12 protein-coding genes and 1 pseudogene are annotated in these 14797 nt (G+C 57.6%); 10 read left to right on the top strand and 3 right to left on the bottom strand.

Translation table 11 applies throughout. From position 1 onward, the window contains the following. Window positions 1–18 precede the first annotated feature (18 nt). Window positions 19–838, bottom strand: a pseudogene (locus H7995_RS04160) (tyrosine-type recombinase/integrase); the annotation flags it as partial. 146 nt (window positions 839–984) lie between these two features. On the opposite strand from H7995_RS04160, the gene H7995_RS04165 reads away from it, so the two are divergent. From H7995_RS04165 to H7995_RS04185, 5 genes are all read left to right on the top strand, one after another. After that, on the top strand, window positions 985–1956 hold the full coding sequence (locus H7995_RS04165; RefSeq protein WP_185818031.1) for an ornithine cyclodeaminase family protein: 972 nt from the start codon (window positions 985–987) through the stop codon (window positions 1954–1956). 20 nt (window positions 1957–1976) lie between these two features. Beyond that, window positions 1977–2942 carry a threo-3-hydroxy-L-aspartate ammonia-lyase gene (locus tag H7995_RS04170; protein ID WP_166593024.1) on the top strand — a complete coding sequence of 322 codons (966 nt, stop codon included), beginning with the start codon at window positions 1977–1979 and terminating at the stop codon, window positions 2940–2942. 134 nt (window positions 2943–3076) lie between these two features. After that, a complete protein-coding gene (locus H7995_RS04175; protein WP_185818032.1) occupies window positions 3077–4354 on the top strand; it encodes a dicarboxylate/amino acid:cation symporter in 1278 nt (425 codons plus the stop codon). 453 nt (window positions 4355–4807) lie between these two features. Beyond that, window positions 4808–5197: a RidA family protein gene (locus tag H7995_RS04180; RefSeq protein WP_182344535.1), complete on the top strand. Its 390-nt coding sequence runs from the start codon at window positions 4808–4810 to the stop codon at window positions 5195–5197. After that, window positions 5142–5939 (top strand): RraA family protein, encoded by a 798-nt coding sequence (locus tag H7995_RS04185; protein ID WP_232534611.1) that lies wholly within the window; start codon window positions 5142–5144, stop codon window positions 5937–5939. Before H7995_RS04180 ends, H7995_RS04185 begins: the two co-directional genes overlap by 56 nt. A gap of 22 nt (window positions 5940–5961) precedes the next feature. Here the strand turns inward: H7995_RS04185 and H7995_RS04190 are convergent, their stop codons facing one another. Then, the gene (locus tag H7995_RS04190; RefSeq protein ID WP_185818033.1) at window positions 5962–6588 is read right to left on the bottom strand and encodes a helix-turn-helix transcriptional regulator; all 627 of its coding nucleotides are present in this window, start codon (window positions 6586–6588) and stop codon (window positions 5962–5964) included. Between the two features lie 401 nt (window positions 6589–6989). Here H7995_RS04190 and H7995_RS04195 point away from each other — a divergent pair, with 401 nt between their 5' ends. The 5 genes from H7995_RS04195 (at window position 6990) to H7995_RS04215 (ending at window position 13473) form a co-directional block, all read left to right on the top strand. Beyond that, window positions 6990–8243, top strand: a complete 1254-nt coding sequence (locus H7995_RS04195) for a ferredoxin reductase family protein (protein WP_166593020.1) — start codon at window positions 6990–6992, stop codon at window positions 8241–8243. Window positions 8244–8925: 682 nt separating this feature from the next. Beyond that, complete coding sequence (locus tag H7995_RS04200) at window positions 8926–9495, top strand: sigma-70 family RNA polymerase sigma factor (RefSeq protein ID WP_182344539.1); 570 nt, start codon at window positions 8926–8928, stop codon at window positions 9493–9495. Further along, the gene (locus tag H7995_RS04205; RefSeq protein WP_182344541.1) at window positions 9488–10450 is read left to right on the top strand and encodes a FecR domain-containing protein; all 963 of its coding nucleotides are present in this window, start codon (window positions 9488–9490) and stop codon (window positions 10448–10450) included. The genes H7995_RS04200 and H7995_RS04205 overlap by 8 nt, the downstream gene beginning before the upstream one ends. Window positions 10451–10536: 86 nt before the next feature. Beyond that, a complete protein-coding gene (locus tag H7995_RS04210; protein ID WP_244647590.1) occupies window positions 10537–12966 on the top strand; it encodes a TonB-dependent siderophore receptor in 2430 nt (809 codons plus the stop codon). A gap of 90 nt (window positions 12967–13056) precedes the next feature. Beyond that, complete coding sequence (locus H7995_RS04215) at window positions 13057–13473, top strand: alpha/beta fold hydrolase (RefSeq protein WP_166593017.1); 417 nt, start codon at window positions 13057–13059, stop codon at window positions 13471–13473. 146 nt (window positions 13474–13619) lie between these two features. Here the strand turns inward: H7995_RS04215 and H7995_RS04220 are convergent, their stop codons facing one another. Then, complete coding sequence (locus H7995_RS04220; protein ID WP_425312219.1) at window positions 13620–14693, bottom strand: methyl-accepting chemotaxis protein; 1074 nt, start codon at window positions 14691–14693, stop codon at window positions 13620–13622. Window positions 14694–14797 lie beyond the last annotated feature (104 nt).

Here is a 14797-nt window from a genome sequence, read left to right on the forward strand (position 1 = left end):
ACTTTACCTTTCAATAGCTTAGGTTGCGCATTTTACAGCCGGGAGCAATTTCTGACCCATCTGGAGTATGTTTCGCTGCACTCCAGCCTGAGCGTGAGTTGATCCATCGCGCATAAGTAGGCAGCAACATCGGCAGGTGTTGGCCGAGTTGCTGGGAAATGAATGCGGGGTTCATGCCAGACATAACGCATATTGTCGCATAGACGTGACGACAGTTGTATGGCGGTCTGTATCGTCACCCCAGTGTTTTCGGGGTGGTTTTGCACTGTTTATGCAGCTCAGGCGTCTGTCTTGCGTGCGCGCTGTTCTTTGAAGGCGGGAAAATCAAAGGCATTCCAAGGAATTTTCCTCCCCCTTTTTTCCGACGTTCTGCTTATTTTTTGACGAACGCCAGAGCGTGCAATGCTCGCTCGTTGGGCAGAACGAAGCGATCACCGCCAGTTTTTGTGCGCTCCACCACTTCCCCTAAGGCAATTCCGCGGCAGACGTGGGCAGTCCTTTTCTCTATGCTCACCGCATCCCACCGCAATGCCAGGGCCTCAGAAAGACGCATGCCCGTAAAAAACACGAACTCGAAAAATGCTGCGTAAATAGTGCTTGGCCAGTGGTCGTGCTGGTACATCTTCTCGATGATGGTGTTGGCTTCCTCCAGAGTGAAGGGGTCAATTTCTTTCCTGCTTCGCTTCGGAAGCTCACGTGGTGCTGCCGGGTTCTTCGCTAGAAGCTCCTCTGATACCGCGGACTTGAGAGCCGTCGAAAGCTTGACCAAGGCATTGCGCTTCACCGCCGGCGACGACCATTTGATGCTCGCCATCGTGCGGCGCAGAAGCGTGGTGGTTGCCTGTGCCACAAGACATCTTTCCAGCCTGTTCTAATTTTTAGCTGAGTGGGCACCCCTTCATGACAGACGGCTGCGCCTCACCTTTACAAAATGTCCAGATCTGGATATTGTGTCTGAATTAGCTATTGTGCCAGGCGCGTAAAATGTCCAAGATCGAAATGCTAAAACTGCTGGATAGGGACAGTGTCAATGCCCTAGTGCTACCCGAGCAGATCCTCTTCGCCGTTCGCGAAGCCTTCTACCTGCATAGCGCAGGAGATGGCCAAAACTTCCCCGTTGTTCGCGAAGCGCTGAGTACGGGTGGCATCTTTGGAATCAAATCCGGTGGTATCGCCAACCAAGGCGTGCTCGGATTCAAAGCAGCCGGTTTCTGGCCGACTAACCGTGCCCTGCAAGGTGAGCCTCATCAAGCGACCATCCTGCTGATTGATCCTACGACCGGACGGCCACTGTGTGTCATTGATGGCAACGTCATTACGACACTCCGTACAGGTGCGGCCGGGGCCTTGGGTCTGGAGATGTTTGCTCGTCGAGGCAGTTCGCGACTCTGCGTTTTCGGCACCGGCGTACAGGCCGGCATTCAAGTGGACTACGCGCTTCGCGTGATGTCCGGCATCAAGCATGTCACCTATCTGACGGCAGATGGCGTACCGAGTGCCCAATTTGAATCGCAGTTTTCAGACCGTGTTTCCATGCGCCACAGCGCATCGGCAAACGATGCCGTATCCAAAAGTGATGTAGTTATCACAGCGACGCCCGGGGGGCAGGTGCTGTTTGACCTGGACGCCGTCCAACCCGGTACGCACTTCAACTGCGTGGGTGCAGACACCAAGGGCAAAAGGGAAGTGCCGGGAGGGCTTCTGCCCAAGGCCAGAATCTTTGTCGACGATAGAGCTCAAGCTTGCCAGCTCGGCGAAACGCAATGGGCGCCGGCGTCACCAGTAACCGAAATCGGTGACCTGCTGACAGGGCAAGTCGAATTCATACGTAGTGCCAATGACATCACCCTCTTCGACATGACGGGGTTGGCGCTGCAAGACCTGACAGTTGCTCAGCTTCTGTTCAAGCAAGCCAATATCGAAGGTATTGGCCACGATATTTCTTGGCCGTGGTAAATCTTTGAGGACATTTTTCTATGCACATCACTCTGCCAACTTATCAAGACGTAGTCGACGCGGCTACGCGACTTGAGGGAGCAGCCAACGCCACGCCTGTTCTGACGTCTCGTACGATCGATGAGGAAGTCGGGGCAAAGGTATTTTTCAAATGCGAAAACTACCAACGTACCGGTTCCTTCAAATTCCGCGGGGCATACAACGCGCTCGCTAAATTCAGCGAAGAGCAACGTCGAGGCGGTGTTGTAGCGTTCTCTTCGGGGAACCACGCACAAGGAATCGCCTTGGCGGCCAAACTGTTGAAGATCCCGGCCACCATTGTCATGCCAACTGACGCTCCCGCAGCCAAGGTCGCTGCTACCAAAGGCTATGGTGCCGAGGTTGTGTTCTACGACCGTTATACCGAAGACCGCGAGGCTATCGGTCGGGCGCTGGCCGCCAAGCATGGCATGACGCTGATCCCGTCCTATGATCATCCAGACGTGCTGTCCGGCCAGGGTACTGCCGCCAAGGAGCTGTTTGAAAGCGTCGGTCAATTGGACGCCTTGTTTGTAGGCCTGGGTGGCGGCGGCATGCTGTCGGGAACGACCTTGGCGACACGCGCATTGGCACCAGCGTGCGCTGTGATCGGCGTTGAGCCTGAAGCAGGTAACGACGGGCAACAATCTTTCAATTCAGGTGAGATTGTTCACATCGACACCCCTGACACCATCGCAGATGGCGCTCAAACTCAGCATCTTGGCAACTATACCTTTCCAATTATTTTGAAGGGTGTGAGCCGGGTTGTAACTGTTACTGACGAAGAGCTGATTTCTGCAATGAAGTTCTTTGTTCAGCGCATGAAGATTGTGGTCGAGCCTACCGGATGCCTGGGTCTTGCCGCAGTAAGAAAGTTAAAGGATGAACTCCAGGGCAAACGAGTCGGCGTCATTATTACAGGCGGTAATATTGATATCGACAAGCTTGGAAAGTTTCTCCAGTCCTAAGGGTAGTTAGCTTTATCTGGTGAAAATCAGGCGCTCAACAGCGCCTGACGGCACCGTCTTGCCGGAATTTAACGAACATATATTTAGCCCAGACAACATGGCCATAAATAAGGCCACTATAAAAAGAGGTGCACATGAAAAGCCGCCTTCTCGTTAAAGCGATAGTTGTCGCGATGATTTTCGGCATAGTCCTAGGAGGCACGCTCCACAGTCAGCTGGATGCTGCGGCCGCAAAAGAAATTTCCGGATACCTGAACCTGGTCACTGACGTGTTTTTACGTCTGATCAAAATGGTTATCGCACCGTTGGTGCTTGCTACCCTGGTGACCGGGGTTGCCAGCATGTCAGGGAACGGTTCGATGGGCCGTATCGGCTTTAAAGCCATCACCTGGTTCCTGGTTGCCTCTCTGGTATCCCTGTCCATCGGTTTGCTCTTCGCCAACATTTTCCAGCCAGGTGTCGGTCTGAACCTGACCGTGAACGGTGAAGCCGTGAGTACGGGCTTGAACACTTCTGGCTTTAGCCTGCCGATCTTCCTCACCCATGTATTTCCTCGAAGCATTATTGAGGCAATGGGTACAAACGAAGTGCTGCAGATCGTAGTGTTCTCGCTGTTCTTCGGCTCTGCATTAGCGTTCGTCAAGGGCAGAGGCAAAGGCAAGTCCATCATCGTGGACATGCTCGAAGAATTGGCCAATGTCATGTTCAGGGTCACCGATTACGTCATGTATGTGGCGCCACTGGCTGTATTTTCAGCCATCGCCGCCACCATCACCGTGCATGGTCTGGAAATGGTCGTGACCTTTGGCAAGATGGTTGGGCAGTTTTACCTAGGTTTGGCAATTCTGTGGTCGTTAATTACGCTTGCCGGCTACATGGCCCTCGGCCCACGCATCAAAGACCTGTTCAAGCATATGCGTGAGCCAATTCTGATCGCCTTCTCTACCGCGAGCAGTGAAGCCGCGTACCCGAAAACCATTGCCGCCATGGACAAGTTTGGCGCCAACAAACGTGTCAGCAGCTTCGTCCTGCCGTTGGGTTACTCATTCAACCTGGATGGCTCGATGATGTACCAAGCCTTCATCGTGATGTTCATCGCGCAGGCGTACAACATTGAAATGACTGTCTCCCACCAGGTCATGGTGTTGCTGACGCTACTGGTTATCAGCAAAGGTACCGCAGGTGTAGCGCGGGGCGCTCTGGTCGTCCTGGCTGCGGGTCTGCCGATGATGGGCCTTCCGGAAGCAGGCCTGCTTCTCATCCTCGCCGTTGACCCCATCCTGGACATGGGGCGCACCGCTACCAACGTATTTGGCTGCGGTGTCGCAACAGCCGTCATCGGCCGACACGGTAATGAGCATGAGGAAGTTGAAACTGCAATTGATGCTGAGAAAAGTCCTCAAGTCGTTTAATCAAAACATAATAATAAGAGAAGCGAAGAATGACGATCAAACCCCTGGGCTTCAATAGCCGCTATAACTTCAGTCTCACACTGTTGGCGAGGTTTATGCTCTCGATCTTGGCAGGCTTAACCATTGGCGTTCCGTTTGCGCTCGCCCACGAAAAAAACCATGAGTTCGAATAATCAACAAGTGGGATTGCCAAGTCTCCTGTTACTTGCAACGGGTGGAGCTATCGCAGGCTCCGCCAGCAATCGTGACATCGGTGACACCCAAAGCGGCTTTGTGGCATCGATGGATCTAAACACACAGTAGTCTCGGATTCTCCCAAACTTCTATTCGCGAGCGGCGTCACCGACGCCTGGCAAGGTTCAGGCAGCCTCCACAAACGCTCATTGATACATCCAAGAGCTGACGCCGTAGGCATCGCTTGCTGCGCCGGCTCCACCCTAGAAAAGGTTACTTATGAAAATTGTTAGCACCGCTGCGGCTTCCCAACCTGCCGGTCACTACTCGCAAGCGGTTATTCACCAAGGCTCGCTTTACATTTCGGGCCAGCTTCCCGTTAGTCCGGACGGCACTCACAACGTTGAGGCGTCGTTCACCGAACAGGCACAAGTTGCACTGAACAACCTGCTGGCCATCCTGCATGCCGCAGATTGCTCTCCCAGCGACCTGATCAAAGTCACTGTTTACGTCGCAGGCGTGAAGCACTGGCCGGCCTTTGACCGGATCTACTCCGAAATGTTGGGCAGCCACCGTCCAGCTCGCGCCGTGGTACCGGTACCAGAGCTGCACCATGGCTACCTGGTTGAGATTGAGGCAGTTGCACGCACTGAAACCAACGCTGCTTGAAGCGCTGAAGGTACGTCCATTTCTGGCATTTCAGAGGAGATCGATGATGCTCAATGTCGCGTCGAATGAAGCTTGGCCCACGGGCTTCCAAATCAATCCATCACCCGCTGTTATCCCTGAAGAGTGGCTGACTGCGTACAGCCAAGTCCCCAGCGCAATCATCAGTGATTGTTTGGGCCGCAACGTAGGCGGGCTGGGACTTCGCCCATTTCACGGACGCGGCCATATGTGTGGCACAGCGATTACCGTGCGAGTTCGCCCCGGCGATAACCTGATGACGCTTAAAGCCATTCAGATGGCACGTCCCGGGGACATCCTGGTGGTTGATGGCAGTGGGGACCAGACTAGAGCCATCATTGGGGGGATCATGCGGGCGATGGCTCTCAAAGCCGGGATCGTCGGGATCGTCATAAACGGTGTGCTTCGTGACCATGACGACTGGCTGGACGGCAAGATGCCGATTTTCGCCCTCGGCTGCGTCCACCGTGGCCCAAGTACGGACGGTGCGGGTGAGATCAATATCCCAGTGTCGTGCGCAGGGCTGGTCGTTAATCCGGGTGACCTGGTGATAGGCGATTCCGACGGCGTTGTTGCCATCGCTCAGGACCAGCTCGCAAGGGTTTATGAACGCTGCCGCCAACTGCTGGATCGGGAAGCGTCGATCCTCAAGGGAATTGAAGACGGCACGCTTGACCCTGATCGGTTCAATGCGATGCTCAGGGCCAAAGGCTGTCCTGTGTAGGCGAGCCCATACGAGGTGTTGATCACCTCGTATCGCTATACACCGTTGCGCGGGATACGCCGAGGTGTGAAGCCACCGTTTCCATGGCCTTTCTGATATCCAGGAGGCCACACTCCTTCAACTCCTGAAGTAATACTCGCCGATCGCCAGCCTTCAGCGCACGGGGAGACGTGGATAGCCGTGCAGCAAACTGATCAATGCGCGCGCGAATCGTTTCTGCACCGCTCGATTCGAGCGACTCATGCGGACGATCGCCACTGAAGGATCCGAACTGATCCAGCATGCCCTGCAGCCCCCTAAACAGGGTGAGATCAACGTTCATGCAGAGCGCGGCCACATACCGTCCAGTAGAGTCCTTGATTCCAATAGACGTGCTTTTGGCCTGGCGCCCATCTTTGAATTGATTGGGATAATTGGCAATTATTTGGGGATAGGCGGGATCGGCAATCCGGGCAAGCCCCAGCTCGGTAGCCGATTGCCCGGTCTCCCTGCCAGAAAGATTATTGTGAATGGCCAATATTGCGTGCTCGGGATCTCGCAGATCGTGCAATACGACTTCGCAAAATGGGCTGAAGGTCTGGCTCAAGCCTTCTGCTATTTGCTCCAACTGACTGATCAGCGCCTGTTGCTCAGGGGTAGTTTTCTTCATCGTGAAGATGTCCAGCAAAAGTAAAGGTTTCAGTGAGAGGACGATAACAGGCTATGACCCGCTTTTCTCAGTGCCTTTCGTTTTGAATGATTCACTCAAGAAAGAAGCCAGAGCCTGTATGTTTCGGGATCTGTCTTTTCTGGTCGGTATCAGCAAAAGAATCGGGGCGGTCTCGAACTCCCATTCCGCCATCACGCGGATCAGGCTTCCTAACTAACTCCAGCGAACAAGCCCCAGCATTCTTGGTCGTCTAGTCTGAAGTCCCAGCTGGGCTGGAGCTTCCAAACACGGAACTACAATACCGTTATTGCGTACACCGTCGATCCGCCCGTGACCCAGGTCAGCACCGACCGCCTCGAAAACCGTTAGGTTATTGACGCTGATAACTGGAGTCTAACCGCATGAAAAGCTGGCATTGCGTCGTGAGTATACTGCTGATCACTACGCTTACCATTTTGCTCGAAATTCCTTCTGATACCTGGATGACCTCGGCCACCCTCAGCTTGGTGCTGGGTGCCTCGGCATTGGCCAACATGGCGGTGTCATGCCTGCTGGCCGCTCGTTGGCACCTCATCGAGCGACTGTTCGGCGGGCTGGATCGGGTGTATGAAACGCACAAATGGCTGGGAATCTGGGCGTTGGTCTTCGCCAGCTACCACCTGGTGTTCAAAGCCAACCTGGACGCCTGGAACAGTGCCGCGATTTTGGAGTTTTCCAAGTACTGGACTCGCATGGTGCGCCAACTTAGCTATGTAGCACTGGGGATGATCGTGCTGCTGGCCCTGAACCGAAACATTCCCTACAGCGTCTGGCGCTGGTGGCACAAGCTCTCTGGCCCCCTGTTCCTGATCGTCATTGCCCATTGGCTGAGCTTCAAGTCACCGATTACCCTGAACAGCCCCTCTGGCATCTGGTTGGCCGTACTCTGTGGATTGGGGGTCATTGCGGCCCTGTACAAGCTGGTGCTTTACCCCTTCATCGCCACTGCGGGCGAGTACAAGGTTGCTGCAGTGTCCATCGGCAAAGGCTCCCTACACCTGGAGCTGGCACCGGTCCATCGCGGCTTTCCGTTCAAGGCCGGGCAATTCGCGTTCCTGGCAATGAAGGAAAAGGGTCTGCGTGAACCGCACCCGTTTACGATCGCCAGCGCCCATAAAGACAACGGTCACATCCACTTCGTGATCCGCGCCTTGGGCGACTATACCCACGCGCTGCGCAAACAGGTCAAGGTCGGCATGCTAGCCGATATCTACGCCCCTTACGGGCACTTCAAACGCCTGCCCGATGCCCAGCGGGAGATCTGGATTGGTGGCGGGGTGGGCATTTCGCCATTCGTTTCCTGGTTGCAGGACAAAGCTGCCAAGCGCTTCGACAATGTCACGCTGGTTTACTGCTTCAACCCCTCGCGCGCGTTCCCCAGTGTCGAGCATATGAAGACGATGGCTGAAGAGCGCAGCGCCGAGTTCGTCGGCCATGACAGCAGTGCCGACAAACTGGCCGAAACCTTGCGCAAGGTTTCCCGCGAAACCGACCCAGAGCAAATCCAGATCAGCTTCTGCGGCCCCAAAGGGCTGCTGGCTCAGGTCAAGGAACTGATGCGCGAACAGCGAATTCCAGAACGCAATCTGCGTTATGAGTTCTTCGAGTTCCGCTAGTTAAAAAGGCTGAATGTTGCCCTAGCGCGTCTGTCCGGAACCCAATCCATCTTCGGTCAGATAAGGGCTGCGACACGGGTCAGTTGAGTCCTGAACAGGGTAGTGCTCATACGTTGTCAGTCCGGCGTCATGAGCACTGCTAGCGTCAACTTGATGAACTCTTCGTTGCGGTCGATTGTCCAGAGCGCCGCGAACGTTGTCGGCGACGTCTGCAGGGCCGCGAGCTTCCACCCAGTTGGATCGTTCCATGATGGCAGGTGCATTCAGTTTTTGTGCGCGCCGTCACTTCCCCCAAGGCCGTTTTCTAGTATCGCGTCAGGCAACAAGTTGAAATGCAGGATTGGATCCAACCTGATAGAGTTCGATCACCTGCCCAACTCTGGCTCTTTACCAAGCATGGATTGCTAGGCCAGCGTTGAGTAGGTTCTTGATTTCCTCCGTGTCCGCTCGGGCCTTGATGGTCTTCTAGCGACCTGCGCCAGGACAGGCGTACTGATCAATCCGTCAGAAAACCCTCCAGAGCAGGTGTCAGCCATTCTGGTTGATCTCCAGGTGCTGGCCATCCTGGCATGGCATTTTTGATGATGCCTTGTTCAATGCCGCCGCAGAGCCACATGGACGCTTTACCTTGGGGCCTGAAGCCTTTGCTTGCACGAGCACGAGCTTACACTGCTAGAATGCGATGAATTCTCATTCATATCTCTCCTATACCGTGCAGTCCACTTCCTCGGCAAACCGCCACCCGAATCAAGCCATCGCTCAGCTCTACAGCCACCATCACGGTTGGCTGCAACGCTGGCTGCACAAGCGCCTGGGCAACGCCGCCGATGCGGGGGATCTGGCCCAGGATACGTTCGTGCGGCTGCTCAGCAGCGCATCTGGCGTGCCGCTGAACGTCACGACGCCGCGCGCCTATCTGGCAACCATCGCCAATCGCCTTTCCATCAATCTCTACCGCCGTCGCTCACTGGAGCAGGCCTACTTGACCCTGCTGGCGCAAACACCGGAAGACCTGGCACCGTCACCGGAACACCAGGCGCTGGTGCTCGAGGCCCTCGATGAGATCGACCAGGTACTGGCCCGATTGCCAGCCAGAAGCCGGCAGGCGTTCCTGATGGCGCAGTTGGAGGGGTGTACGCAGGAAGAGATCGCCCGCCGCCTCAGCCTCAGTGTGCGTTCGGTGCAACGCTATCTGGCGCGGGCTTTCGAAGAATGCATCATGCTCGCCAGCCAGGGCGCGCTGCATGAGTGATGCGCCCATCGACCGGCGCATTGCCCGTGAAGCGGCAAGCTGGTTCGTGCGCCTGCAGAACCGCGCCGCCGGGGCTGCCGAGCACGCCGCTGGCGCTGAGTGGCGGGCGCGGCACGCTGATCACGAACGCGCCTGGCAACTGGCCGAGCGCTTCAGCGAACGAAGCCAGCAGTTAGCGGGTGATGCCGCGCGGGCAGCGTTAGAGCGCCCACGCAGCCCGGATCGGCGAAAGACGCTCAAGACCCTCGCGTTGCTGATCGCCGCCGCCCCGCTCGGATTCGCAGCACAGCAACGCCTGCCGTGGCGCGAGTGGCAGGCGGACGAGCGCACCGCCACGGGGCAGCAGCGCACGCTGCATCTGCCGGAGGGTGGGCAGATTCGCCTGAACACGGGCAGCGCCGTCGATATCGCCTACGACGACAGCGTTCGTCGCGTGCGCCTGATCGCCGGAGAGATACTTGTCGAGGTGCCCCGCGAGCATGGCAGGCGGCCATTCATTGTCGATACCGCCGAAGCACAACTCACCTTGCTCGGCAGCCGTCTTCTGGTGCGACAGTACCCGCACAGCACTTACCTTGCCGCACTGCAGGGCGCTGTCCTGGTGCGTCCGCGACTGTCACGAGCCGATGAGGGCCTGATGCACCTGGCGGTCGGCCGGCAGACCCATGTCAGTCCCCTGGCGGCACTGCCCTCAGAGGCATTGGCGCAGCATCGTCTGGACTGGATAAGCGGCGTGCTGCGCGCAGAAAAGATGCGCCTCGATGCCTTTATCCGCGAACTGGATCGCTATCGCCCCGGCCTGCTGCGGTGCGATCCAGCAGTAGCCGGGCTGTTGATTTCCGGTACCTTCCAGTTGCGTGACACCGACCAGATTCTTCACGCCCTGAGCCAGACTCTGCCGGTAAGCGTCCACTACCGTACGCCCTATTGGGTCACTCTCACGGCGCGCGCGTAAACTTAATAAGAATCATTGTCGTATTTTCCTCGGGTTGCGTGTCCCTCCTGTAACCACATCAATTTTTACAGGGCTGGGACGAACACATGGCGACGAAGCAGGGCATGCAACCATTGGCGCGGGCAGTGCACGCTGGCGCACTGGGTCTGATCATTGCGGGCGGCAGCCTGATCACCGCATCGGCGCAGGCCGCCGAACAAGGCGCCCAGCACACGCGTGCCTATCATGTGCCTGCCGGTGACCTGAGCAGTTCCCTCGCCGAGTTCGCCAGCCAGGCGGAGATCACCCTGCCCATCGAGCCGGGCCTGGTAGAGGGTTTGCGCAGCCCTGGCCTGAATGCCGCCACCAGCGTGGAAGGCGGCTTGCAGCAACTGCTGCAAGGCACCGGCCTGCAAGCTTCATCGCAGGGGAGTGGGCTGTTCCTGCTGACACCGCAGGACGCCGGCACCAGCCTGGAACTGGGCGCTACCAGCATTACCGGGCAAAACCTGGTGGCGACTACAGAGAACAGCGGTTCCTACACGACCGGGGTCATGCAGACTGCCACCAAGCTGCCCTTGACCTTGCGCGAAACGCCGCAGACGGTCAGCGTGGTCACGCGCAAGCGTATGGACGACAAGGCCATGACCAGCATCAGCGATGTCGCCCAAAGCGCACCGGGGGTTTTTCTGAACAACTCCGGCGGGGCGGGGCGGCCGACATTCAGCGCTCGCGGTTTCGACATCGACAACATCATGTACGACGGTTTTCCCACCAGCTTCCTGACCTACCTGCCCAGCGGAGAGGCCAACCTGGCCATGTATGACCGGGTCGAAATCGTTCGCGGCGCCACCGGGCTGGCCCAGGGCGCCGGCAACCCGGCTGGCGCCATCAACCTGATACGCAAGCGCCCGACCCATCAATTCCAGGGCACGCTCACCGGCAGTGCCGGTAGTTGGGACGATTACACCGGCACCCTGGATGTCGGCGGCCCGCTCAATGAAAACGGCACCCTGCGCGCCCGTACCGTGGTCTCGCGCGAGGATGCCAAGAGCTTCCGGGACTCGGTGGAAAGTGATGCGGATCTGTACTACGGCGTGGTCGACGCCGACCTGAGTGAAAGCACCACCCTGACACTCGGTGGCTACCGGCAGAAGAACTACACCAACTACATCTGGGGCGGGTTGCCGATGGCCCGCGGTGGCGGTCATCTCGGGCTGCCACGTGACACCTTCCTCGGTCATGACTGGGAATATTCGGACAATCGCACTACCGGCTATTTCGCCACTCTTGAGCAAGGCTTGGCCAACGACTGGACATTACGCCTGGCAGCCATGCAATCGAAGACCGACACCGACGTGCTGGCCTCTTCGATATGGGAATACGATCGCCACTACCTATGGACCGAAGCCATGGAGCAGAAGGAAACCGGCTACGACCTGGCGCTGAGCGGCCCCTTCCAGTTGCTGGGTCAAGAGCATGACCTGAGCCTGGGCGTAAGCAAGCGCAAGCTGGATTATCGTTCCGGCAAGGCCTGGAGCGATTTCATCGACGCAGGCAGCAATCTCTTCGAGTGGGATCCACGGGGTCATGACAAGCCGGATTACATCAGGGGGCCTGATGGCCTTCCCGAGACCACCACCCAGGACAGCTTCTATGCCAGTACCCGCCTGCGCTTGAGCGAGCCACTGTCGCTGATTCTCGGTGGCCGTCTGGATTGGTACGAATTCGATGACAGCGCAAACAGTGCAAGCAACTACAAGGTCACTCGCAACCTGACCCGCTATGCCGGCCTGGTCTACGACCTCAACGCCAATCACTCGGTCTATGTCAGCTACACCGATATCTTCAAGCCGCAGAGCGAGAAAGGCATAGGCGGCAACGTGATCGAGCCTGTAGTGGGTGAGAACTACGAAGTGGGCATCAAGGGCGAGTACTTTGATGGCGCACTGAATGCGAGCATGGCTGTGTTCCAGATCGACCAGAAGAATCGCGCCCAGGAGTTGCCTGATATCAAAGGTTGCGGTTCAGGCGCCGCCAGTGCCTGCTATGAGGCTGCTGGCCTCGTGCGCAGCAAGGGCATTGACCTGGAAGTCCAGGGCGCCTTGACCGACAACTGGCAACTGGCTGCCGGTTACACCTACACCCAGACCCAATACGTCAATGACGCCAACGCAGCCAAAGAAGGCGAAGACTTCGACCGCAAGAAACCACGTCAGCTCTTCAAGCTGGCCACGATCTATACCCTGCCCGATGAGCTGCAGCGCTGGCGTATTGGCGGTGATGTCTATGAGCAGAGCCGCATTCGCACGTCGGGGGGAACCGGTGCCACCGCATGGAAAAATCAGCAGGGCTCCTACACCGTGGTCGGTCTGGTGGGAGGCTACCAGGCCACCGAGCAACTGGATCTGCAGCTCAACGTCAACAACCTGTTCGACCGCACCTACTACAGCAGCGTGGCCAATGGCGGCTATAGCCCTTACGACATCTACGGCGACCCACGTAATGTGAAGCTGACTGCCCGCTATAGCTTCTAAGAAGCTGTTAGAAATCCCAGGTCCATCAAGCAAGACGTGTTGCCCAGCTGCATACTGCTGGGCCACGAATCCGCCTCAAGGAACGAGCCAATGATCACCCCACCTGAGCAGCTGCTGTTTTTGCCCGGCGCTTCCGGTAACACGCAGTTTTGGTGCCCGGTTGCTGAGCTCCTGAGCACCACGGCGCAGAAGAAGCATGTCGGTTGGCCCGGTTTTGGCGATACGCCATCCAGCCCAGGCGTGGCCAGCATGGATGATCTGGTCGCCCGCGTCGTTGCTGACATCGACCGGCCGAGCGCTTTGGTGGCGCAGTCCATGGGGGGCATCGTCGCGGTGTGTGTGGCGCTTGAGCATCCTGGGCTAATCACCCATCTGGTCCTGACGGTCACCTCGGGAGGGGTAGACATGTCTGACTTGGGCTTTACCCACTCACCTGCAGTGGCTGGGTTGATCAATCAGCACCTGGACTGCGGATTCTTGTCGAGCCGTCATGGTGCCTTGCCATAGCAAACTGTAAAAGTGCGAACCTCAGGCCGAGTTGAAGGGGGGAGCAGGGGCCCGCATCGTTGCGAGGTGAACAAAAAGCCCGCTCAATGGCGGGCTATCTGTCGAGGGGAGACTGCGCGTGTGCGCAGTTGCACGGTTTCTCCAGGCTATCGATTAAACCGCTCGACCAATGAGTACTGGGTGGAGGCGGTTCTGGTCAGCTCCTTGCTCAGGCCTGTCGATTGGTTGGCTTGTTCCGAGGTTTGATCGGCCAGGCTTGCGATTGTGGTGATATTGCGGCTGATTTCTTCAGCGACACACGTCTGCTCTTCAGTGGCGGTGGCAATCTGGGATGTCATCTCGGTGATGTGCGCGACGGCTTCGCTGATCCCTACCAGTGCCTTGTCGGCCTCAAGCACCCAAGCCACGCCTTCTTCGGCCTGGCGATGACCGTTCTCCATGGTTTGCACCGCGTTACTGGACGACGCCTGGAGCTTGGTGATCAGGTCATGGATCTGAGTGGTGGATTGTGAGGTGCGCTGTGCCAACTGACGGACTTCATCGGCGACTACAGCAAAGCCGCGGCCCATGTCGCCCGCGCGTGCCGCTTCGATGGCGGCATTGAGCGCCAGCAAATTGGTCTGGTCGGCGATACCTTTGATCACGTCAACCACGGTCCCGATTTCATTGCTGTCCCTGGCCAGTTGCGCAACCGTCAAGCCTGTTTCCCCGACGACCTCGGAGAGGCGTTCGATCGCCTGCCGGGTGTCTCGCGCGACCTCGCGACCGCGGCTCGTGAGCACGTTGGCTTGCTGCGTCGCATCTGCCGTACGCTGGACGTGGGTGGCGACTTCCTGAGTGGTCGCGGCCATCTGGTTGATCGCGGTAGACACCTGCTCGGTTTCAACCCGTTGTCGTTCAAGGCCTACGCAGCTGTCGCTTGCCAGTAGATCGGATTGTCGTGCAAGGGCACTCAGATGCTCGGCCGTGTCCTGCAGTCGTGTTAGGCAGGTCTGCAGGCGTGCAGCCTGGCTGAGGAATGCTGTTTCCAGGCAGGCTTGAGGGCCGCGCTCATCGCTGTACATCTGGGCAATCAGTGGGTCGGACGTCGACGGTTCGGCCAACTGCAACAAGCGCAATGTTCCTCGCTGCTGCCAGCGTGATGCGAGAAAGCCAAGTGGCAAGACAATGCCGGCGGTTACCGCCAACGCCACCGGTGCATCCAGGAACAGGCCGCTCAAGGTGCCCACTACGCCTGTGGCCAGGTAGGGCAGGCAGTCAAAGAGGACCGGCAGCCAACTGTCCTGACGAGGAATTGCCGGCTTGCCTTGGCTGATGCGCTGAT

Origin of the sequence: Pseudomonas kielensis, from assembly GCF_014236655.1 — a bacterium.
Taxonomy (GTDB): domain Bacteria; phylum Pseudomonadota; class Gammaproteobacteria; order Pseudomonadales; family Pseudomonadaceae; genus Aquipseudomonas; species Aquipseudomonas kielensis.